The organism is Thomasclavelia sp. (assembly GCF_047249845.1).
In the GTDB taxonomy this organism is placed as follows: domain Bacteria; phylum Bacillota_I; class Bacilli_A; order Erysipelotrichales; family Coprobacillaceae; genus Thomasclavelia.
Genome location: NZ_JBKTWO010000013.1, coordinates 1 through 22081, shown reverse-complemented (window position 1 = coordinate 22081; position 22081 = coordinate 1). Strand labels below are relative to the sequence as shown.

Below are 22081 nucleotides of genomic sequence, written 5' to 3'. Positions count from 1 at the left end.
TAGGCTTAGGATACGAGAAAGTGGCGAAAATGAAACAGCTTTCATGGGTGGATTTTTAAAATGAATAGTAATATAATTATAGTTGGATATATTATTGAAAGGAGGTAACGAATGGATATAAATATTAAGACTAAGCTTAAAAATATGGTTGATGAATATATTATTAACCGTAAAGCAATGTTCATTCCGATTGCAGCTGTTGCGAGTTTTATGCTTGTTGGATATGCTGCAGCCGATAAAGAAAAACCTGAAATTAAGTCTAAACAAATTGAAATTCCTTTTGGAGAAAAATTTGATTTAGCTAGTATTGATATTAGTGACAATAAAGATAGCCGAGAATTGATTGATGTGAAAGCTGATACTTCTTCATTAAATGTAAATCAATTGGGAACATATGATGTTGAAGTTGTTGCTATTGATCAAGGTGCTAATGAAGCAAAGAAAAAAGTTAAGGTTACTGTTGTTGATAACGAAAAACCTGAATTTGAAATGCTTGGGACAAGCAGTGGGTATACTATTGAAGTACCTGTAAAAGGTAGTACTGATTTTGCCAGTTATTTAAAAGCTACTGATAATGTTGATGGGGATGTAACACCATTTATTGAAGCAAGTGCTGCTTTAAATACTGAAGTGCCAAATTTCCAAGATATTACTTTGAAAGTTGCTGATAGTTCTGGAAATGAAACAGTTAAAACATTTACTTTTGCGGTAAGTGATTTAGAAGCACCAGTGATTAATTTATTACAGGGTGACAATGTTACTGTTGATTATGGTAGCGCATTTGATTTAAATAATTATGTAAATGTTGTTGATAATTTAGATGGTGTATTAATACCAAATGTTGAAGGAACTGTTGATACTTTAAAAATGGATGAAGTGCAGCCATTGAAGTTGTCAGTACAAGATAGTTCTGGAAATATAACAGAAAGTACTTTAAATGTTGTAGTAAAAGATTTAAGTGCACCAGTCATTACACTAAGTGAATCAACAGTTACTATTAATGCTGGTGATGCAGTAGATTTTAGTTCTTATCTTGTATCTGCGGTTGATAACAAAGATGGGGATGTAAAAGCTAAGGTCGAAATCTCTGCACCAAAAACTGATAAAGCAGGTAATAAAACTGCAACATATACTGTAAAAGATGAAGCTGGTAATGCAAGCAGTGTTTCTTTGGCTGTGAAAATTAATAAAGTATACAGTGGTGAAGCACCAGGAAATGATTATGGGAATGCTGTTTTATCCGCAGCATATTCTAAACTAGGAGCTCCTTATAAATGGGGTGCTGAAGGTCCTAATGCATTTGACTGCTCTGGTTTTGTTAAATGGTGTTATGCAAAAGTGGGAGTTTCTTTACCACATTCATCATCAGGACAAAAGAATGCTGGGACACAAATTAGTGTTTCTGCAGCTCAGCCAGGTGATATTTTGTGGAAATCAGGACATGTTGGAATCTATATTGGCGGTGGAAAATATATTCATGCTCCTCAAACAGGAGATGTGGTTAAAATTTCATCTGTCTCAGGTTCAGGCTTTGTTTGTGCGGTAAGAGTAAGATAAACAATTGAATATAAAATAATTTAAGGAATCTTGATGGATTCCTTTTTATTTGCTGGTTTATCAATTAATATATAATATATGTAGGCTTTTCTTTTTATTTGTTTTATAATTATTACATAATATATAGAAAGTATTGGTGATAATATGTATGTTGCAACAAGTAGACAAATGAAAGCGTATGATGAAGCTTTATTAAAAGAAGGATATACTATTGAAGAATTGGTGGATAAAGCTAGTAATGCCATTTTACCGCATTGCAAAAATTATGATAATATTGTAATTGTTTGTGGACCAGGAAATAATGGTGCTGATGGTCTGAGTTTAGGAATAAAATTACATTTAAGAGCTAGAAATGTTAAATTATATTGTTTTGGAAATCCTGATAAGCTATCTAAAGCAAATAATTTTTATATTGATCAAGCTCAGGAAATGGAAGTACCAATTACTTTTATGGATGAAGAAGATATTCCTTTATTCATAAAAGATGCCAGAAAAGCTGATGTAGTAATTGATGCAATGTTTGGTTTTGGTTTAAATAGTGAAGTTAGAGGAATTGCAAAAATATTAGTTAACGAAATTAATAGCTTATATGATACTGATATCATTGCTATAGATATACCTACAGGATTAAATCCTGATACTGGTATTCCTGATGGGGTAGTTGTTTGTGCTAGTAAAACGGTGACACTTACAGCTATAAAACAAGCATTTTTAAACGAAGAATGTCATATGTATACAGGAGAAATTGCTGTAGAATTATTAGATGTAAAGGATTTACGACATGAATTAGGGTTAGCTAAATTAGTTAGTCCTTCATGGATCAAATACCACTTAAAGCCGCGTAGTTATTATGGACATAAAGGAATTTATGGGAAAATTCTTCATATAACTGGTTGTGATCACTATCGTGGCGCATCACTATTGGCTTCTCGAGCAGCAGTGTATAGTGGTAGCGGAGTAGTTTGTGTATGTTCAAGTAAAAAAGTTATTGATGCTTTATCAACAACCACTCCTGAATGTACTTCCTTGCTTAGAAAAGATAGTTTAGATTTAAGTGTATATGAAAATCGTGATGCGATATTAATTGGATCAGGGTTGGGTTTAAATGAGCAAAGTGAGCAATATGTTATTGATACAATAAAGAATGCTAAATGTCCATTGATTATTGATGCTGATGGTTTAACAATTATATCTAACCACCTAGATTTATTAAAAACATGCCCAGTACCAGTTATTTTAACACCTCATTATGGTGAATTTAAAAGATTATGTTTTTATAATGATGAGTTGGAAATGGTAGAAAAAGTTTATCATTTTGCTTTAGAATATGGGGTTATTGTAGTGTTAAAAGGTCCCAATACTATTATTACGGATGGTAAAGAAATATATCGAAATATTACAGCTAATAAAGCTATGGCTACAGCAGGAATGGGAGATGTATTAGCTGGAATGATTTCAAGTTTTGTAGGACAAGGATACTTACCTAAAGATGCAGCTATCTTAGGTACTTATTTACATGGTAGTTGTGGTGATATTATTGGTGATAACTCATATACAGTAATACCAAGTAAACTGATTAATTTGATTCCTAAAGTAATGCATGAAATTATTAAAGATTAAAAGAAAGGCTAATCAGCCTTTCTTTTAATTATTGTAATATTTCTTGCGCTATCTTTATGTTTGCGATAGCTATAAAATAGATCATCATTTTCAACAGTGCAGTAAGGAGATACTGTAATATTATTATTTAATAGACCAAGATTTAATAACATCTGTTTGTTTAAACCTTTGTTATCTAGAAGATAATGTGTTTCGTCTGTTTTTTTATAAAATGGTGTTGAATCAAAGTCCATTTCTTTTACTAAATCTATGACATTATCCATTACTTCAAGACAATTTTGACATATACATGGACCAATGTATGCTAGCATTGTTGTTGGATTACAATGTTCTTTTTTTATTAAATGTTTTGTAACTTTAGAAACAATTTGTTTTGTTGTTCCTAACCATCCTGAATGTATAGCTGCAATAATCTTAGTTTCTGGTGAATAAAGTAAAATAGGGGTACAATCAGCATGAAATGATAATAAAAATAAATCAGCATCTTTAGTATAAAGAGCATCAGTATCTTTGAAAGCATCATCCTTACAATACATTCCAGAGCCTCCATCTTTAAGACTGACCTCTTTAAAGTTAGAGGAATGAATTTGATGGGGAGCAATCATATGGTTTAAATCAGTATTAAGTATCTCAGCTAATTGTTTGCGATTATTTAAAACTAATTTTTTATTTTCATTGTTATATGACATGTCACCTAACTCTTTAGTTATGGTATAGGCTTCAATGTTTTCAACAGTATCCCATTTTATAAATTTCATATTTTATTCCTTTCTGTGTGATTTGCCTTAGCACTAAATTTTATAATACATATAGTATATTAAAGGAGGTGGTAATGATGTTTTGTAACTCAGGATGTGGTTGTAATAATTGCAACGGATGTGGATGGAATAACAACATGAATAGTTGCCGTGCTACTCCAATCGTTGCACCTAGAAAAGTTTGTACAAGTTGCTCTAATCAATATGTAGAACAACCAATTATTTGCCCAATAGAATGCCGTCATGTTAATAATATTGTGTACTATCCACGTTACTATCCACGCTATGAACGTACTTTTATGACTCAAAGCAATGGAAATCCATTTGCAAGCGCTGCTAATGCAACACCTGCATATGGTAATAGTAGTGGTATTAATGCAGCTGATGGAGAATCAGTAATTAATGGAATGTATAACACTGCTGGTAGTGGTGGATGTGGTTGTAATCGTTAGAAAAGATAGATGCTTTAAGCATCTATTTTTTTCTTAATTCTTTTAAACAATTGACATCAGGATCTATATAAATCGTTTTGTACTTATCTAAAATAACCTGACCTGGTTTTGCTGCATTTGGTTTTTTTAGAGTTTTAACTAATGTATAGTTAACAGGGACACTACTACTATTTTTACCTTTAGAAAAATAGGCGGCAATATTACTAGCAAGACGAATCGTATATTCATCTAATTGATCGCCTCTAACAATAACATGACTTCCTGGCATATCTTTAACATGAAACCATGTATCATAGCGATGAGCATGTTTAAAGGTTAAATAATCATTTTGAAGATTATTTTTACCAATACATATTTCAATTCCATCTTTAGTATAATATGTTTCAAATGCAGGTTTTTTGTTTTTACGAATAGTATTTATTTTCTTTTTCTTTTTTAAGTAGCCTAAATTTTCTAATTCTTCTTTTATTTCTAATGCATCATAATATGATGCATTGTCCATTAATGTTAATAAACTGTCAAAATATTCTATTTCTTTTTTTGTTAAGTTTATTTGTTCATTTAATACATTAATTGAATTCTTTGCTTTTTGATATTTATTATAATATTTTTGAGCATTAGCTTTAGGATTAAGTCTTTCGTCTAAATCAATCATAATTTTACTGTTATCATAATAATTATCTAATTCAATATGCTTCATTCCTTTTTTTAATAAATTTAAATTAGAATATAAAAGATCACCAATGATTCGATATTCATCACTGTTTTTTGAATCTTCTAATGTTGCCTGCAATTTTGATAATTTAGTAACATTTTTATGATATTCATTAGAAATAAATTTTAATAAATTAGAAGTTTGTTGTTTTATACGTTCCTTTTGATCAATTAGATGAAAGTGCTGATCAAGACCATCAAATAATGAATATATTTGAGGTGTTACTTGTAGATGTGTTAGAGGAATTAAATGAAAATATTCTTTTTCATTTATACTACTAATGTATATGTGATTACTTTCTTTTATTTCATTCATAATAGTTTTAAAGTCATGTCCGTTATCATGCCTGAAGAGAATTTCTTTTGAAAGAATTGGAGACATTCCTTGATATACTTTAGATAAATTATTATTTTCAATAAAATCATGATTAAAAGGATTTAATTTATTGTAATTTACTGGTGGGAAATGATATGTTGCTCCAGGTTGTACAAAACGTTCACTATTTATATTTGGAGTTATTCTTTTAAGACAGTCAATAATTTTTTTGTTTTCGTTACAAAGAATTATATTGGAATGTTTACCCATTATCTCAATAAAACAATGATATTCTATATAATCCCCAAATTCATTATGACACCCAAAAAGAATATGACAGATACGATCTAACTCGATTTGATTTATTTCTTTTATATATCCTCCTTCAAGATGTTTTCTAAATAACATTGTTAAAGGATTTGGACTTTCTGGGGTAGGATAAACTAAATTTGTTAATTGAATTCTTGCATACATAGGATGGCAAGAAAGTAGTAACTTATAGTTTGTTCGATTGTTTCGTATCTGGATCAATAATTCATATTTAGATATTTGGTAAATCTTATTAATTCTACCACCTGTTATAGTATTATTTAATTCATTTATTACTTGATGCATCATTATTCCATCATAAGCCATTTTTATCACCCAAAATAGTATAACATAGATTGAAAACAATTGACATTATAAGGTGTATTTTGTATGATGAACATATCTAAAAAAGGGGTGTTAATGTGCAAAATGGAATGTTAATAATTCTTAGTGGTCCTAGTGGTGTAGGTAAAGGAACAGTAAGAGAAGAACTGTTTAAAGATGATAGTTTAAATTTAGCTTATTCAATCTCAATGACAACACGCAAACCGCGTCCAGTTGAAAGAGATGGAATTGATTATTTTTTTGTTGAAGAAGATGAGTTTAAAAAGAAAATTGATGAAGGTAAATTATTAGAATGGGCTCAATTTGTTGGGAATTATTATGGAACCCCTAAAGATTATGTTGATCAATTACTTGCTGAAGGTAAAAATGTAGTATTAGAAATTGAAGTTCAAGGTGCTCTTCAGGTTATGGAGAAATGTCCAGATGCAACTACGATTTTTATTGTACCTCCAAGTATGGAAGAATTAGAAAGACGAATCCGAGGGCGGAGAACAGAAGCAGAGGAAATTGTACAGCAACGTTTAGCTAAAGCAAGAAAAGAAATAGCTACAAAAGATGAATATAAATATGTTGTTGAAAATGATGATATTCTTGAAGCGAAAGATAAGATTGCAAAAATTATTAGAGAGCATCATATTAATCAGGGATAGTAATCCCTGATTTTTAATGGAGGAAAGATGGAAAAATTAAAAGAATATTTTAAATTATTTACATATATTTTTTATCCTGGTGTTGTTTTTATTCTGTATTTTGCTCAGGTAGTAGAGGGAAATTTAAGCACAAATTTAATCTTTTGTCCTACTGATCTTATATTTGTAGGATCTATTATAGGTATATATATGCTATTAGATGCTTATAAAATATTTGATAAAAAATTATTTAAAGGGATGAAAAAAGATGATGGTAAGTTAAAGTTACCATATATGTTTGCATTTATTGTTATATTAGTATTGTTGATGAGTTTATATGATGATTTAAAAGTTTATTTTTATCTGAATAATAATGTCAGTATTAGTTTATTGATAGTAGCTATTATTTGGATAGTTTTATTTATCGTATGTTATTTCTTAAATAGACAAGAAAAATAAGCTATAATAGAATTACAAAGATAAAAACACTGTCTGGTTGGTAGTCCAGGCGCAGTTATTAACTGTCAGTAACCTGCCTCCTTAGGTTGTCCTTTCTTTGGTGTTATTTTAAGGAGGAGAGCTTTATGGAATTAAATGTGTTTTTTGAAGGTCCGTTTTGGATTGGGATGTTTTATGTGAAAGATGGTAAAGATATTTATGTTGAAAAAGTTGTTTTTGGTAGTGAACCAAAAGATGGTGATATATATAAGTTTATCTTATATAACTACTATACCTTGTCTTTTAATGCTTGTTATCATGAAAGGGTAAATAATAAACCTAAAAATCCTAAACGAATGCAACGAATAATAAAAAAACAAAGTTCAAATTTATCTGTTGGAACAAAATCTATGCAAGCTTTAAAAAAGCAGCATGAGCAAAATAAACAAATAAAGAAATCTAACCAAAAAGAGTTGGAAAGGGATAGAAAAGATTATTTGTTTCGTTTAAAACAGGAAAAACGTAAAGCAAAGAAAAGGGGACATTGATTCCCTTTTGTCGTATTTCCTGGGAAATATGGAAAGAAGGTAAAAATATGTTGAAAAAGATGATTGGGTGGTTTGGAGTAATCAATCTTATTGTTTTTATAATTGTGTTTAAATACCCTCAAAAGAAGTACAGATATACAAAGTATGATTGTGCAATAGTTTGCGGCTATCCTGCTGACAATGATGGTAAACCATCAAAAGTTATGAAATCACGAGTTGATAAAGCTGTTGAATTATATAAAAAAGGGGAAATAAAATTTATTATTTTTTCTGGAGGTAGTGTAAAAAACAGATATAAAGAAGCAGATATAATGGAAAAGTATGCGCTTGAATTAGGAATTAAACAAGATATTCTTTTTAAAGAAGATAAAGCAATGTGTACATATCATAATCTAATGTATGCAAGAGAAATAATGGATAAGAATGCTTTTGAAAATTGTATAGTTATTACTAATAGCTGGCATCTACGTAAAGCTGATCATTATGCACGTAAATTTAAACTTGATTATGCAATGGTTAGTGCACAAGCTCCTAAGTCATATAATTTTTTTAAAATTATTATGTTACATATAAGTACTAATTTTAAAATGTATTACAATTTATTTAAGGGTTATTATTAATCAATCGTTTAAATATTTATTATTTTCAAAAATAAGTGGTTGTCCATCATTTTCATTGCCATCGAGATTATGTCGAGATAGCAAATATGTTTTTAGTTCTTTGCGATTATTAAATTTAGTTATTTGATAAGGATAATACTGATCGTATTTTTCAATGAAATATAGTTCATTATCTCTATTTACTAAAACACCACAATGATTAATAAAACGTATATTTTGTAAAGAAGTATGGGACCATAAAGTTATTAAAGAAATATTTTGATTATTTTTAATTTCAAATTCACGATCGTTAAAAGTCTTTACAATTTGATTGATGTGAGAAATTTTATTATTTTTAATGCCGCTAACAGAGATACTATTAAATGTAGTGATAAATTTGAGGCGATCTTTTTTGTTCATTGAGTATTTATTAACTGTATCAATTGAATTTAAATTATCAAGAAGAAATGCATCATTTTCTTGTGCGTTATTATTTGTATAAATGAAGTTTTTTATTAAGGTAAAAGTAGGAATAAGAGAATTTATATCATTTTGGTTAGTATTGTTATATATATAATGTTCATAAATAAAACCATCATTAGGAAGTTCTTTAAAATCTCCAATTAATGTAGAGACAGATTGATTAAAATCATCTATATAACTTATAAATTGTTTTATATTACTAGTGGGGATATTAGTATCTTTTAAAATTGTAACTAGTTCCTGCTGACTAGCATCATTGTTAAGATTGCTATAAACTATAGGCTTATTACTTGAACAACCAATAAAAATAAATAAAGATAATACAATTATAGTTATTTTTTTTAACATCATTGTGCCTCCTTTTAATTGTATTATATAAAGTGCTTTTCTTAAAAACAATTGTCTATATCTTAATATTCATTAAGTAAGTTATTTATCAAAATATTAAAAAATGAATTGATCAATTAGAATTATTATCAAAGTAAAAGCTTTTTATAAATTTTAAATACTAATAACTTCATTTATTTTTTTAATTTATACCTTTGATGTGATAGAATAAAATAAAATTGGAGATGATAATGGTGTATATTGTACAAGTATTAGTAGAACATCCAACTCATGCTTTAGACACAACATTTGATTATTTGGCTAATGAAAATATTGCAAGTGGAGTAAGAGTAGCAATTGCTTTTGGATACCAACGAATCATTGGATATGTAACAGGATGTAAATATACTGATTTAACAAAAGAAAAGCTAGAAGTAAAAGCAGGATTTAAATATCGTTATATTAGCGAGGTAATTGATGAAAAGCCTTTATTGAATCAAGAATTACAAGAATTATCTTTAACACTTGCAAAACTAACTTTATCCCCCAGAATAAGTTGTCTTCAGGCGATGTTACCACCTCAATTAAAACCAAGTACTAATAAAAGTGTTGGTATTAAATATCAAAAAGTAATTAAAGTGATTAATGAAAATATAGTAGTCAAGACAGTTAAGCAACAAGAGGCATACCATTTTTTAAAAGAACATCAAAATATTCTCTTAAAAGATTTTCCATATAGTAGAGGATTACTTGATAAACTAATTGAACAAGAAGCGGTATTAATAGTAGATGAGGAATTATACCGTGATCCATATTTAGATAATAAAAAAGAAGAGCAAGAATTTCCTCTCACACCTGACCAACAAAAGGTAGTTAGCGGAATTATGAATAAGATAAATACATATCATACAGCTTTAATTCATGGGGTTACTGGCTCTGGTAAAACAGAAGTATATTTGCATTTATCTAAATATGTAATCAAAAATAATAAAACAGTACTGATGTTAGTTCCTGAGATTTCATTAACTCCAATGATGGTCAATGCTTTTAAACATAAATTTGGTAAGCAGGTTGCTATTTTACATTCAAAATTATCAGCTGGTGAACGGTATGATGAATATCGCCGGATCTTAAATGATGAAGTAAAGATAGTAGTTGGTGCTCGTAGTGCAATATTCGCACCGTTAGAAAAAATTGGAATGATTATTTTAGATGAAGAACACGATCCTAGTTATAAACAAGAAAGTAAACCACGTTATCAAACCATCCAAATTGCTCGTATACGCGGTAAATATCATAATTGTCCAGTTATCCTTGGAAGTGCAACTCCTTCATTAGAGTCATATAGTCGCGGGCAAAAAGGTGTTTATGATTTATATGAACTACCTAAACGAATTAATCAATTTCCATTACCAAAGATAGAATTAATTGATATGGCTTTGGAAATCAGAAATAAAAACTATTCTCTTTTTTCAAAAGTGATGAAAGAAAAAATCCAAGCGTGTCTTGATTGTGATGAACAGGTAATCTTGTTGTTGAATAAACGTGGTTATGCTACTTATGTTCGATGTCTTGATTGTGGTGAAGTGATAAAATGTCCACACTGTGATGTAACATTGACATATCATAAAGTTGATCATAAATTACGTTGTCATTATTGTGAACATCAGATTGAAATGCCACGTATTTGTCCTCATTGTTCAAGTGAACGATTGAAACTAGTAGGAACAGGAACCCAAAAAGTTGAAGAACAGATAGAGAGTACTTTTAAAGGAGCTAGGGTAATTAGATACGATGTTGATACAACAAAACAGAAAGATGGTCATCAAAAACTTTTAGATCAGTTTGCACGTAAAGAAGGTAATATTTTATTAGGAACACAAATGATAGCTAAAGGATTAGATTTTGAAAATGTAACTTTTGTAGGAGTTTTAAATGCAGATATAAGTTTAAATATTCCTGATTTTCGGGCTAATGAGCGCACTTTTCAGTTACTTGAACAAGTGTCTGGGCGTAGTGGACGCGGAAAAAAAGAGGGTACGGTGATGATACAGACATACAATCCTAGTCATTTTGTGTTACAATGTGTCAAGAATCACGATTATTTTAATTTTTATCAAGAAGAAATGAGAACCAGAAGATTGGCAATTTATCCACCCTATGTTCATTTGGTAAGTATTTTAATTCAAGGAAAAGACGAGGGGATAGTTGATCAATGTGCTTTACAAATTAAAACTTATTTAAAAAAACAACTAGATAATATGGCTATTCTTGGTCCAGCAAATAGTCTAGTTTATCGTATGCAAGATATATATCGTAAAAGAATTATGATAAAATTTACTAATAGTAAACAGTTATACCCAGTATTAGAAAAGATGAGTGACTTTTATAATAAAAAAGGGAATAAAGTGAATGTGATTTGTGACTTTAATCCCTATAATCAAATATAGGAAGGATTATATATGGCAAGAACAGTTGCATTAGAAGTATTAATAAAATATCAAAATGAACAAAGTTATTTAAATATTACACTAAATGATTATTTAGAGCATAGTACATTATCAAGAAGTGATAAAGATTTAGCAACACGAATTGTTTATGGAACAATTCAAAATAAGATATATCTTGAATATCAATTAGAACCATATGTCAAAGGTAAGAAAATTAAAGGGCGTGAAAAGATGATTTTGTTAATGTCTTTATATCAGCTTATTTTTTTAGATAAGGTGCCTGATTATGCAATAATTGATGAAGCAGTTTGTTTAGCTAAGAAGCGGGATAATTTTGCAGGGAAATTTGTTAATGCAATTTTAAGAAATTTTTTACGTAATGGAAAACGTCAAGTAGATGAGTCAGATGAATTAAAAAAGTTATCTATCGAAACAAGTCATCCGTTATGGATCGTTAAGATGTTAAGCAAACAGTATGATTTTGAAACAGCAAAAAAAATTTGTCAACATGACAATACCCCGCCAACAAGGGCTGCTAGAGTTAATACATTAAAAACTACAAAAGCTGATTTGTTAAAAGATATAAATTTTAGCGAAGCTAATCTTTCACCTGATTGTATTTTATATAAAGCTGGTAATATTGCTAATACAGAATATTTTAAAAATGGTTTAGTTACGATTCAAGATGAATCGAGTCAGCTGATTGCTCCATTACTGGATCCCCAAGAAACAGATTTAGTTTTGGATATGTGTTGTGCTCCAGGTAGTAAAACAACTCATTTAGCTGCTATCATGAACAATCAAGGTAAAATAGTTGCTTATGATTTATTTGCGCATAAAATCAAGTTAGTTGAAGATAATTTGAAGCGTTTGGGTGTAAATAATGTTGAATTACATATAGGTGATGCTACTTTATTAAAAGAGCAGTATCCACAAGCTGCATTTGATAAAATATTATTAGATGCTCCATGTAGTGGCTTGGGTGTAATGAAACGTAAGCCAGAAATAAAGTATCATGATTCTAGTGCCATGGATACGATCATTCCTTTGCAAATAAAATTGTTAGACAATGCCTACTATTTATTGAAAAAAGGTGGTAAAATGGTTTATAGTACTTGTACTATAAACAAAAAAGAAAATGAATTAATGATCAAGCAGTTTCTTGAAAAATATCAAGATATGAAGATAATTGAAGAAAAAAAGATTTTACCATATATTTATGACAGCGATGGGTTTTATATGTGTAAATTAGAAAAAGGAAAGTAAGATGAGAAATATTTATGATTATTCATTAGAACAGTTAACTGAATATTTTGCTTCAATCAAGCAAAAACCATTTCGAGCAAAGCAAGTATTTAGTTGGCTTTATCAAAAAGATGCTCAAAGTTTTGAGGATATGTCAGATTTATCAAAAGATTTGCGAAGTCAGTTAAATGAAGAGTTCACTTTAGATGTTCTAAATATTAAAGAAAAACAAGTATCTAAAGATGGAACAATTAAGTATTTATTTGAATTATTAGATGGAAGTTTAATTGAATCTGTTTTAATGGTTCATGATTACGGGAAATCACTATGTGTAACTAGCCAGGTTGGCTGTAATATGAAGTGTTCATTTTGTGCTAGTGGTCTACTAAACAAACAGCGTAACCTTACATCTGGCGAGATCGTGGCACAAATCATTAAAGTGCAGGAAGATATTAATCAGCGAATTAGTCATGTTGTTGTAATGGGGACAGGGGAACCATTTGATAATTATGATAATGTGATGGATTTTGTCAGAATTATAAATCATCCCCATGGACTAGCTATTGGAGCGCGCCATATTACTATTTCAACATGTGGTTTGATTAATGGGATTAATAAGTATAGTGAAGAAGGGATTCAAACTAACTTGGCAATTTCATTACATGCTCCAAATGATGAAATTCGAGATGAGTTAATGCCAATAAATAAGGTTCATCCAATGGATGATTTGAGAGAGGCAGTTAGTAATTATATTGATAAGACAAATCGACGAGTTACTTTTGAATATATTTTATTAAAAGATATAAATGATGACATTATTTATGCTCGTCAATTAGCACATTATTTAAGAGGATTAAATGCGTATGTTAATTTAATTCCTTATAATAGTGTTGATGAACATGGATATCAACCTAGTTCAAAAGAACAAGCTGAAATATTTAAAAGCGAACTACTTAGATTACACATAAATGTAACTATGCGAAAAGAACATGGGCGTGATATTGATGGTGCGTGTGGACAATTAAGGGCTAAACGGAATGAGGTGAAATAATGAACTATTATGCAAAGACTGATATTGGTAAGGTAAGAAGTAAAAATCAGGATCAGGCATCAGTAATTGTTAATATTAAAGATCAAATTGCTGCAGTTGTTTGTGATGGCATGGGAGGACACCGGTCTGGAGAAATTGCTTCAAGAGTGGTAATGGAACATGTAATAAGCTGTTTTAATTGTATCCCACCATTTGATAATGATGGCGAAGTGAAAAAGTGGTTAATGGAAACAATTAATGAAGCTGATATTATTGTTAAAAAAATGGCAACGCAAAATATTGAACATAATGGTATGGGAACGACAATAGTAGTGGCTGTTTTCATGGATGATATGTTATATATATCTCATGTTGGTGATAGTCGAGCTTATGTTTTAAAAAATGCTAAACTGGTACAGATAACTAAAGATCATACACTAGTTAATGAATTGATTGAGCGTGGTGCTATTACTGAAGAAGAAGGAAAACATCATAGTCAAAAACATGTTTTAATGCAGGCAATTGGTGCTGATACTAGTTTAAATCCTTCTTTAATTGAGTTAGAATTTGCAGATAGTTTATTATTGCTCTGTAGTGATGGTTTGTATAATAGTCTTGATGATGGAAAGATTATAGAAATATTAAATAAAGATTTAAAAGTCCCAAAAATGGTAGATGAGTTAATTGATTTAGCTAATGAACAAGGTGGCTATGATAATATTGCTATAGCTATTATTGATAATCGGGGAGGTAAATAGGATGTCAAAAATAATTGCAGAACGTTATGAATTATTAGAACTGATTGGTCAAGGAGGAATGGCAGATGTTTATCTAGCCAAAGATATCATATTAAATCGAACAATTGCGATTAAAATTTTAAGAACAAGTCTAGCTAAAGATCCTATTTATGTGACTAGATTTCAACGTGAGGCTAGTGCAGCAGCAGCCCTTTCACATAAAAATATAGTTGAAATATATGATGTTGGTGAAGATGAAGATAAGTATTATATTGTAATGGAATATGTTCCTGGAAGAACATTAAAAGAATTGATCTTAAAACGTGGTGCTGTTCATGTGGTTGAAGCAATTGATATTATGAAACAGGTAGTTAGTGGAATTGCTAAAGCACATCAACTGGGAATTATTCATCGTGATTTAAAACCGCAAAATATTTTAGTAACTGATAGTGGTGTGGCAAAAATTGCAGATTTTGGAATTGCTTCGATGCAGTCATTGGCACAGGTAACTCAGACAGATGTAATTATGGGATCACTTCATTATTTAGCTCCTGAGTTAGCTCGTGGTGAAAAAGCAACAGTTCAAAGTGATATTTATGCTTTAGGAATTGTTTTTTATGAATTGCTTAGAGGAGAGGTTCCATTTAACGGTGAGTCACCTGTTAATATTGCATTAAAACATATGCAAGAAGATCTTCCTTCTTTATTAGAGTTCAATCCTTCGATTTTACAATCAGTTGAAAATATTGTTATTAAAGCAACTGCCAAAAATCTTAATGATCGTTATCATAGTGCTTCTGAGATGCTTGAAGATCTTAATACTTGTATGGATCGTTTAAATGAGGAAAAATTAGAGTTTGTTTATGATACAGAACCAGAACCAACAATTGTTCTAGATTCACGTTCAATGTTTAATGGTGGTAATACTACTAATGTGACCCCTGCTACTGAATCAATTCAAAATGATAAACCACAAGAAGAAAAAGGTATAAAAAAATTAATAACTAAATTTAAAAATTTGGATATAAAAGCTAAAGTTGCAATAATTGTAGGAACTATATTTGCAGTTGCAGTGATTGCTTTTCTTGTTTATGCAAATATTAGACCTGATACAAATCTAATGCCTGATCTTGAAGGGAAAACTAAAAAGCAGGCGATAGAGTTATTAAAGGAATATAATGTAACAATTAGTGATGACATAACTGAAAAATTGTCTGATGAATATGAAAAAGGTGAAATTATCGAAACCGATCCTAAGAAAGGAAGTACGATAAAAGAAGGTGATGTTGTTAAATTAACTGTTTCTAAAGGTAAGTATATTGTTGTAGATGATTATCTTGGAATGGAAGTTAGTAAAGCTAAAAAAGCATTAGAGAAGTTAGATTTTAAAGTAATTATTGAAGAAGAGGTTTCTTCAAAAACCAAAGGAACTGTTATTGAACAAAGTATAGATAAAGGCGAGAAAGTCGATCCGACAGATAAAGACAGAGAAATTACTTTAACTGTATCTAAAGGAAATTATACAGTTGTTGGAGATTATCTTGGAATGGATGTTGAAAAGGCAAAAGAAGCCTTAGTTAAATTAGGTTTTAAAGTTAATGTTGAACAAGAAGAATCTGAAAAACCACAAGGAACAGTAATAGATCAGAGTTTACAAAAAGGTCATAAGATAGATCCTGATGAAACAGATCGAACAATTACTTTAACAGTATCAAAAGGTATAGAAATTGAAGTTCCGAATGTTGTTGGAATGGAAATTAATGCTGCTAAGAGTCGTTTAGAAAGTAAAGATTTTAAAGTTACATTTAGTAAATTATCAACTGATTCATTAAGTGATGAAGAAATTGAAAGAATTGAAATCAATAGAGTAATAAAACAGAGCCCTGAACCATTTGGTACAGTAAATAAAAAAGGTGAGACAATCACATTATATTATTATGATTCAAAACCAGATATATCTACAAATGATTAAGGAGGAAATTGATGTCACAAGGTAGAATAATTAAAGCATTATCAGGATTTTATTATGTAGAAGATGGTAATAACATAATTCAATGTCGTGCAAGGGGAAAATTTCGTAAAGATGAAATAAAACCCCTTGTAGGAGACTTTGTCGAATATATAGATGATTATATTATGAAACTATTACCAAGAAAGAATTTTTTAATTCGACCACCAATATGTAATATTGATCAAGCTTTAATTGTTAGTTCTTCTAGAGAACCAGATTTTTCACCAGTATTATTAGATAAATTTTTATTAGTTATTGAACACTTAAAAATCGAACCAGTAATTGTTATTTCAAAGATGGATTTAGAGAATGCGAACGTAAATAAATACATTGAAGATTATCGTAAAGCTGGATATAGAGTTTATGAAATAAGTTCAAAAGGTAATCAGGGAATTGAAGAATTAAAAACAATTTTCAAAGATAAAGTAACAGTGATAACTGGACAAAGTGGAGTTGGTAAAAGTAGTTTATTAAATGCTTTAGATATTAATCTGAATTTAGAAACAAATAATATCTCAAAATCGTTAGGACGTGGAAAGCATACTACTAGGCATGTGGAATTAATAAAAATGTATGATGGTTATATAGGTGATACCCCTGGTTTTTCATCACTAGAATTAGATATTACACCTGAGTCATTGGCAGTTGCATATCATGATTTTGAAAAATATAGTCAAGAATGTAAATTTAGAGGCTGTTTACATGATAGTGAGCCATCATGTGCAGTAAAAGAAGCTGTAGCTAAGGGAATGATTTCTAAGGAACGATATGAACATTATCTAATGAATTTACAGGAAGTAAAAAAGAAAGAGGAGCGGAAATATGGTTAAAATAGCACCTTCGTTATTATCAGCGGATTTTGCTTGTTTAAAAGATGAAATTGATAAGATAAAGGCGGCCCAATGGATCCATTATGATGTGATGGATGGACATTTTGTACCTAATATTTCATTTGGGTACAGTATTTTGAAAGATGTTAGTAGGATAACTGATATGTATTTAGATGTTCATTTAATGATTAGTGAACCATCTAAATACATTGATAATTTTATCGATAGCAATGCCTCATTAATTGTTTTCCATTACGAAGCTGTTGATAGAGATGAAATTGACAATTTAATCAATTATATTAAAAAAAGCAATGTTGATGTGGGGATAGCTATTAAACCAGATACAGCAGTTGAGGTGTTATTGCCATATCTTGCAGACTTAGATTTAATTTTAGTAATGTCAGTTGAACCTGGATTTGGTGGACAAAAATTCAATCCTATAGCATTAGATAAAATTAAAAAGCTAGCTAGTTTAAAGCAAGATAATAATTATAAATATTTAATTGAAGTAGACGGGGGAATCAATGAGACAACTGCTAAGTTATGTCGCCAAGCTGGTGTTGATGTGCTTGTTGCAGGAAGTTATATCTTTAATAGTAATGATTATACCAAAGCAATTGAGTCGCTAAAATGAAAATAGGTATTTGTAGTGCTTTAGCTGAAGAGCTGGATTCTTCCTTAGATTACATTGGTGTCGATCGTGGAATTGAAATATTGGTTAATCAAGGAATTAAACCAATATATGCAATTGGTGATTTTGATTCTATTAAAAACAAAGATTTATTGGTACAGTTAGAAATAGAACGTCTACCAACAAGAAAAGATATTACTGATAGTCATGCTGCAATTGATTATGCTATTTCTAAAGGTTATGATGAAATTGATGTATATGGGGTAACTGGTGGTCGTTTAGACCATTTCTTAAGTGCGATGTGTTTATTAGAGAAATATCGTAATGTCAAAATTAGAATCATAAATAAACAAAATGTAATTGAGTTATTGAAGCCTGGAAAACATAAGATTGATCAAGGTGATTATAAATATTTTTCATTATTTGCTTTGGATAATAGTTATATTGATATTGAACATGCTCAGTATCCTTTAAATAATTATTATTTAAGACGTGAAGATCCACTATGTGTATCTAATCAAACGATTGATAATTATTCTTATATTAGAAATAGTAGAGCAGTTATTTTAGTTAGATCTAATGATTTTTAATAAGTTTTACTAAAATATGTTGAGTATTTGTTGAATAATTAGTAAACATATTGACATAAAAATAACAGATGGATATAATGTAATTGGATTGTTACTATTTAATTAGGCAAGACCATACAGCTTTTATAGTTGGATGGTCTTTTTTTGTTTTTTAGAAAGGAGAACTTATGAAAAAAATGGGGAAAATTATTTTAAGTTTAGCCATGATATTATCTATTTTTACGACTATGTCGACAACAATCCAAGGGCAGGATGTCGATTTAAATGATAAGTTAAAGGGCTATTATAATTTTGAAGATGTTGATGGAAACATAGTAAAAAATTCAGCTGGGCAGGAATATCAAGGAACATTAGTAGGAGATAATGTTTCAATAAAAGATTCTAAATTTGGTAAGTCACTACATTTTAGTGATGGTGAAGAAGGTCATATGCGTATTAATAATGTTATAAATGCTAATGCGGGAGATTTTTCAATTTCTTTATGGTATAAATATGATACTACATTTGATCGGGGAATTAAAAAAACTGTTTTACTTCAACAAAGTGGGAGCGGTCGAACTTTATTATCATTAAAAGCAGATAATAAGTACAGTTCATATATAAATGGAATGGATGTAGATAGTGATGGTAGTGTTGATGTTAATAAGTGGCAACATGTAACATATGTATACACTCCTGCAACAAAAAAAATAACCTATTATATTAATGGTCAATTTGATAGTCAAAAAGATGCTGGAAATAATATTGTAGATAGTTTGACGGATTTATTGGTTGGAAGACATAAAAATGGTGGTAATGATCCTTTATCGATGAGAGGTTTTGTGGATGAAATTCGTTATTATGAAAAAGCGGTTAATGCTCAAGAAGCAAAAGCTATTTATGATGATAAGGCAGGAATAATTTTATTTGATGAATTGATCGATGTTATTGAACAGGCTGAAATATTATATGGATCAAATAAATTAGAATCTTCATCATCTGAAGCAGTAACGTTACTAGAAAATATTGAATTAGCTAAAAAACTGGATGCTAATAGTAGTTTAGATAAGATTTCTTCTGCAATTGAACTACTAAAAGATGCAATGAATAAATATTCGTTAGCTATAAGAATCAATCTTAATATTAATGTAAATGGTATTGAAAGATCAATCGATGAAAGTATTTTTGGAATCAATCATCGTTATGCTTTTAATGGTTATGGTTCTTTTGATAGTTCAAATATGAAAATGAAAGATGATTTTGTAGAATTATATAAAGAGTGTAATTTTGGTTCAATTCGCTATCCAGGAGGAACAATATCTAATTTATTCCAATGGAAAGGTGCAATAGGTCCATTAGAAAATAGAATTAAACAAATTCATGGATTTTATAATAATGCTAATCAACATGGAATATTACCAACCTTTGGAATTAATGAATTAGGAACATTTGCACAAGATGTTAACTCAGAAATTGTTTATGTTTATGGTTTTGGACGTGGTTCAGCACAAGATGCAGCAGATTTAATCGAATATTTAAATGCTCCAGTAGGTCTTAATCCAAATGGTGGCGTTGATTGGGCACAAGTTCGTGCTCAAAATGGTCATGTAGAGCCTTTTAATGTTAGATATTTTGAAATAGGAAATGAAAATAATCAAGGTGGAACAGATGGTACAACATCTCAGCAATATTGGACACAGTTTGTAGATGGTGGTGCTGAAGAAGCATATATTGAAGGTGGTCTAGTAAAAATTAATCGTCAATATGCGGTATTAAAAGATGATTGGAATAAAGCGGTTAGTGACAGTGATGGAACTCCTAATCAAAAACGATATATGAGATATGCAAATCCAAACCCAATGAGTGGAGATGGTACAGTTTTAGATAATGATTTTAAAGCGGTTGTAGAAAATAGTGTTCAGGTATTTGTAAATGGAGTTGAATGGAATAAAGTAGAGTCATTAGAAAATGCAGATAGCAGTGATAAAGTTTATACAATTGATTATCGTGATGGATCTTTTACATTTGGTGATGGAATACATGGGATGATTCCTCCAAAAGATCAAGAGATTAGGGTAAGTTATCAGGTACAAAGAGATGGGTTTGTAGATATTTCTAAAGCAATGAAAGAAACCATGAATATAATTGACAATAGTAAGGAATGTAATATATATTCAAGTTTTGAAACTCAGGGTTTTGTCACAAAGATGAATAATCGTGGTTATAACGACTATTATGATGGATTAACCATTCATCCATATTCTGGGACTCCAGATGGAGGAAGTGCAAATCCTGAAGTATTTTATGATTCAGCAATGAAAAAAGCTGAAGATGTAGGAATAAAACATGTTCAAGACTATGTTAATATGATGCCAGAAGGTAAGGTGCCAGTAATTTCTGAATATGGTATATTTAGATCAACTGATTCACTAGTTCGTTCACAAACTCATGCATTGTATATAGCTAAGGTAATGATGGAATATGTACGTCTAGGAAGTCCGTATATTCAAAAACATTGTTTAGTTGATTGGTATAGTTCTGGAGCAGATTCATTAGGCCCTACACAACAGGCAGTTATACAAGCAGTACCACAAGCAGGAGCGAATACAACTACTGGTGAAGGAGATTATAAATTTTTTGCTACTCCTTCAGCAAAAGTTTTTGAAATGATTAATAAAAATTTTGGTAATCAAATTTTATCTGCAGAATTTGATCAGGTAGATAAAATGGCTAATGGGGTAACATCATATTCTACATTAGTTAGTAAGGATGATGATGGAAATATTTATGTGGCGGTTGTAAATGTTGATCGTTCAAATAGTAAAAAAATGAAAATTAATCTAGATGGTCTTGATGCTACAGATAGAAAAGTAGAAATTCAAACATTAGTAGGAAGTTCATTTACAGCTGAAAATACATTAGAAAATCCTAATAATGTTCCAATTGAAAAAAGTGAATTCATCAATGATAAGTCATCAGTAGATATTGAATTAAGCCCACACTCATTTACAATTATAAAAATTGAAGCTCAAAAAGAGATTACTTTATCAGATATAGCTATTAGTAAACAGCCAGATAAACTTGAATATAAAATAAATGAAGAATTAGATCTTAAGGGGTTAGAAGTAAAAGCAATATATAGTGATGGAAGTGAAAAAACTATTACAGATTATCAAATAACAGGTTATGATAAAAATACAGTAGGAAAACAAACAATTACAGTAAGTTATCAAGGTAAAGAAGCAACATTTACTGTTTTAGTATCTGAAACTACTATATCAACTAATAAAACAGCATTATCAATTGCTCTTGATATGGCTAGTGCAATAACTCAAGAACAGTTAGATAAATTAGTACCAGTAGTAGCTGATGAATTCAAAGCAGCATTAGAAAATGCTCAAACTGTATATGATAATGCTAATGCTAGTCAAGAAGAAGTAAATAATGCATTTGATCGTTTAGCTAAAGTAATGCAGATGTTAG

General features: G+C 29.9%; 19 protein-coding genes. 16 read left to right on the top strand and 3 right to left on the bottom strand.

What is annotated here, in order from left to right:
• Window positions 1–111 precede the first annotated feature (111 nt).
• Together ACLR9T_RS05060 and ACLR9T_RS05055 are read left to right on the top strand one after the other, a co-directional pair.
• Complete coding sequence (locus ACLR9T_RS05060) at window positions 112–1557, top strand: C40 family peptidase (RefSeq protein ID WP_413108448.1); 1446 nt, start codon at window positions 112–114, stop codon at window positions 1555–1557.
• A 144-nt stretch (window positions 1558–1701) separates the two neighbouring features.
• Entirely contained in the window at window positions 1702–3177 is a 1476-nt protein-coding gene (locus ACLR9T_RS05055) for an NAD(P)H-hydrate dehydratase (protein ID WP_413108447.1), read from the top strand.
• A gap of 8 nt (window positions 3178–3185) precedes the next feature.
• On the opposite strand, the gene pgeF is transcribed toward ACLR9T_RS05055, so the two are convergent.
• Window positions 3186–3935, bottom strand: coding sequence for a peptidoglycan editing factor PgeF (gene pgeF / locus ACLR9T_RS05050; protein ID WP_413108446.1), 750 nt, complete (start codon window positions 3933–3935; stop codon window positions 3186–3188).
• A 74-nt stretch (window positions 3936–4009) separates the two neighbouring features.
• On the opposite strand from pgeF, the gene ACLR9T_RS05045 reads away from it, so the two are divergent.
• Complete coding sequence (locus ACLR9T_RS05045) at window positions 4010–4387, top strand: hypothetical protein (RefSeq protein WP_413108445.1); 378 nt, start codon at window positions 4010–4012, stop codon at window positions 4385–4387.
• 22 nt (window positions 4388–4409) lie between these two features.
• Here ACLR9T_RS05045 and ACLR9T_RS05040 read toward each other — a convergent pair whose 3' ends face one another.
• On the bottom strand, window positions 4410–6053 hold the full coding sequence (locus ACLR9T_RS05040; RefSeq protein WP_413108444.1) for an NFACT family protein: 1644 nt from the start codon (window positions 6051–6053) through the stop codon (window positions 4410–4412).
• 95 nt (window positions 6054–6148) lie between these two features.
• On the opposite strand from ACLR9T_RS05040, the gene gmk reads away from it, so the two are divergent.
• From gmk to ACLR9T_RS05020, 4 genes are all read left to right on the top strand, one after another.
• Window positions 6149–6721 carry a guanylate kinase gene (gmk, locus tag ACLR9T_RS05035; protein WP_413108443.1) on the top strand — a complete coding sequence of 191 codons (573 nt, stop codon included), beginning with the start codon at window positions 6149–6151 and terminating at the stop codon, window positions 6719–6721.
• 27 nt (window positions 6722–6748) lie between these two features.
• Window positions 6749–7159 (top strand): hypothetical protein, encoded by a 411-nt coding sequence (locus ACLR9T_RS05030; RefSeq protein ID WP_413108442.1) that lies wholly within the window; start codon window positions 6749–6751, stop codon window positions 7157–7159.
• A 125-nt stretch (window positions 7160–7284) separates the two neighbouring features.
• Complete coding sequence (locus tag ACLR9T_RS05025; protein WP_413108441.1) at window positions 7285–7686, top strand: YjdF family protein; 402 nt, start codon at window positions 7285–7287, stop codon at window positions 7684–7686.
• A 47-nt stretch (window positions 7687–7733) separates the two neighbouring features.
• A complete protein-coding gene (locus tag ACLR9T_RS05020) occupies window positions 7734–8306 on the top strand; it encodes a YdcF family protein (RefSeq protein WP_413108440.1) in 573 nt (190 codons plus the stop codon).
• On the opposite strand, the gene ACLR9T_RS05015 is transcribed toward ACLR9T_RS05020, so the two are convergent.
• A complete protein-coding gene (locus ACLR9T_RS05015) occupies window positions 8307–9116 on the bottom strand; it encodes a DUF4300 family protein (protein WP_413108439.1) in 810 nt (269 codons plus the stop codon). It lies immediately after the preceding gene.
• Window positions 9117–9346: 230 nt separating this feature from the next.
• Between ACLR9T_RS05015 and priA the strand changes: the two genes are divergently transcribed.
• The 9 genes from priA to ACLR9T_RS04970 all read left to right on the top strand — a co-directional run.
• Window positions 9347–11545, top strand: coding sequence for a primosomal protein N' (gene priA, locus ACLR9T_RS05010; RefSeq protein WP_413108438.1), 2199 nt, complete (start codon window positions 9347–9349; stop codon window positions 11543–11545).
• Between the two features lie 12 nt (window positions 11546–11557).
• Window positions 11558–12811, top strand: coding sequence for a 16S rRNA (cytosine(967)-C(5))-methyltransferase RsmB (gene rsmB / locus ACLR9T_RS05005; protein ID WP_413108437.1), 1254 nt, complete (start codon window positions 11558–11560; stop codon window positions 12809–12811).
• 1 nt (window position 12812) lies between these two features.
• On the top strand, window positions 12813–13841 hold the full coding sequence (gene rlmN, locus ACLR9T_RS05000; RefSeq protein ID WP_413108436.1) for a 23S rRNA (adenine(2503)-C(2))-methyltransferase RlmN: 1029 nt from the start codon (window positions 12813–12815) through the stop codon (window positions 13839–13841).
• On the top strand, window positions 13841–14578 hold the full coding sequence (locus ACLR9T_RS04995) for a Stp1/IreP family PP2C-type Ser/Thr phosphatase (RefSeq protein ID WP_413108435.1): 738 nt from the start codon (window positions 13841–13843) through the stop codon (window positions 14576–14578). The genes rlmN and ACLR9T_RS04995 overlap by 1 nt, the downstream gene beginning before the upstream one ends.
• Window position 14579: 1 nt before the next feature.
• A complete protein-coding gene (gene pknB / locus ACLR9T_RS04990) occupies window positions 14580–16529 on the top strand; it encodes a Stk1 family PASTA domain-containing Ser/Thr kinase (RefSeq protein WP_413108434.1) in 1950 nt (649 codons plus the stop codon).
• Window positions 16530–16540: 11 nt separating this feature from the next.
• Window positions 16541–17398, top strand: a complete 858-nt coding sequence (gene rsgA, locus ACLR9T_RS04985) for a ribosome small subunit-dependent GTPase A (RefSeq protein WP_413108433.1) — start codon at window positions 16541–16543, stop codon at window positions 17396–17398.
• Window positions 17391–18032, top strand: a complete 642-nt coding sequence (rpe, locus tag ACLR9T_RS04980; protein ID WP_413108432.1) for a ribulose-phosphate 3-epimerase — start codon at window positions 17391–17393, stop codon at window positions 18030–18032. The genes rsgA and rpe overlap by 8 nt, the downstream gene beginning before the upstream one ends.
• Window positions 18029–18619, top strand: coding sequence for a thiamine diphosphokinase (locus ACLR9T_RS04975; protein WP_413108431.1), 591 nt, complete (start codon window positions 18029–18031; stop codon window positions 18617–18619). Before rpe ends, ACLR9T_RS04975 begins: the two co-directional genes overlap by 4 nt.
• Window positions 18620–18786: 167 nt before the next feature.
• Window positions 18787–22081: LamG-like jellyroll fold domain-containing protein (locus ACLR9T_RS04970; RefSeq protein ID WP_413108430.1), on the top strand; the 3295-nt coding region annotated here is incomplete at its 3' end.

What these genes read in the sequence shown, in the direction of transcription:
- ACLR9T_RS05040 (WP_413108444.1), bottom strand. Translation starts at nt 6,053, where the DNA reads ATGGCTTATGATGGAATAATGATGCATCAAGTAATAAATGAATTAAAT.
- ACLR9T_RS05015 (WP_413108439.1), bottom strand. Translation starts at nt 9,116, where the DNA reads ATGTTAAAAAAAATAACTATAATTGTATTATCTTTATTTATTTTTATT.
- ACLR9T_RS05025 (WP_413108441.1), top strand. Translation starts at nt 7,285, where the DNA reads ATGGAATTAAATGTGTTTTTTGAAGGTCCGTTTTGGATTGGGATGTTT.
- rsgA (WP_413108433.1), top strand. Translation starts at nt 16,541, where the DNA reads ATGTCACAAGGTAGAATAATTAAAGCATTATCAGGATTTTATTATGTA.
- ACLR9T_RS05060 (WP_413108448.1), top strand. Translation starts at nt 112, where the DNA reads ATGGATATAAATATTAAGACTAAGCTTAAAAATATGGTTGATGAATAT.
- pgeF (WP_413108446.1), bottom strand. Translation starts at nt 3,935, where the DNA reads ATGAAATTTATAAAATGGGATACTGTTGAAAACATTGAAGCCTATACC.
- rlmN (WP_413108436.1), top strand. Translation starts at nt 12,813, where the DNA reads ATGAGAAATATTTATGATTATTCATTAGAACAGTTAACTGAATATTTT.
- priA (WP_413108438.1), top strand. Translation starts at nt 9,347, where the DNA reads ATGGTGTATATTGTACAAGTATTAGTAGAACATCCAACTCATGCTTTA.
- rsmB (WP_413108437.1), top strand. Translation starts at nt 11,558, where the DNA reads ATGGCAAGAACAGTTGCATTAGAAGTATTAATAAAATATCAAAATGAA.
- ACLR9T_RS04975 (WP_413108431.1), top strand. Translation starts at nt 18,029, where the DNA reads ATGAAAATAGGTATTTGTAGTGCTTTAGCTGAAGAGCTGGATTCTTCC.
- pknB (WP_413108434.1), top strand. Translation starts at nt 14,580, where the DNA reads ATGTCAAAAATAATTGCAGAACGTTATGAATTATTAGAACTGATTGGT.
- ACLR9T_RS05020 (WP_413108440.1), top strand. Translation starts at nt 7,734, where the DNA reads ATGTTGAAAAAGATGATTGGGTGGTTTGGAGTAATCAATCTTATTGTT.
- ACLR9T_RS05045 (WP_413108445.1), top strand. Translation starts at nt 4,010, where the DNA reads ATGATGTTTTGTAACTCAGGATGTGGTTGTAATAATTGCAACGGATGT.
- rpe (WP_413108432.1), top strand. Translation starts at nt 17,391, where the DNA reads ATGGTTAAAATAGCACCTTCGTTATTATCAGCGGATTTTGCTTGTTTA.
- ACLR9T_RS04995 (WP_413108435.1), top strand. Translation starts at nt 13,841, where the DNA reads ATGAACTATTATGCAAAGACTGATATTGGTAAGGTAAGAAGTAAAAAT.
- ACLR9T_RS05030 (WP_413108442.1), top strand. Translation starts at nt 6,749, where the DNA reads ATGGAAAAATTAAAAGAATATTTTAAATTATTTACATATATTTTTTAT.
- ACLR9T_RS05055 (WP_413108447.1), top strand. Translation starts at nt 1,702, where the DNA reads ATGTATGTTGCAACAAGTAGACAAATGAAAGCGTATGATGAAGCTTTA.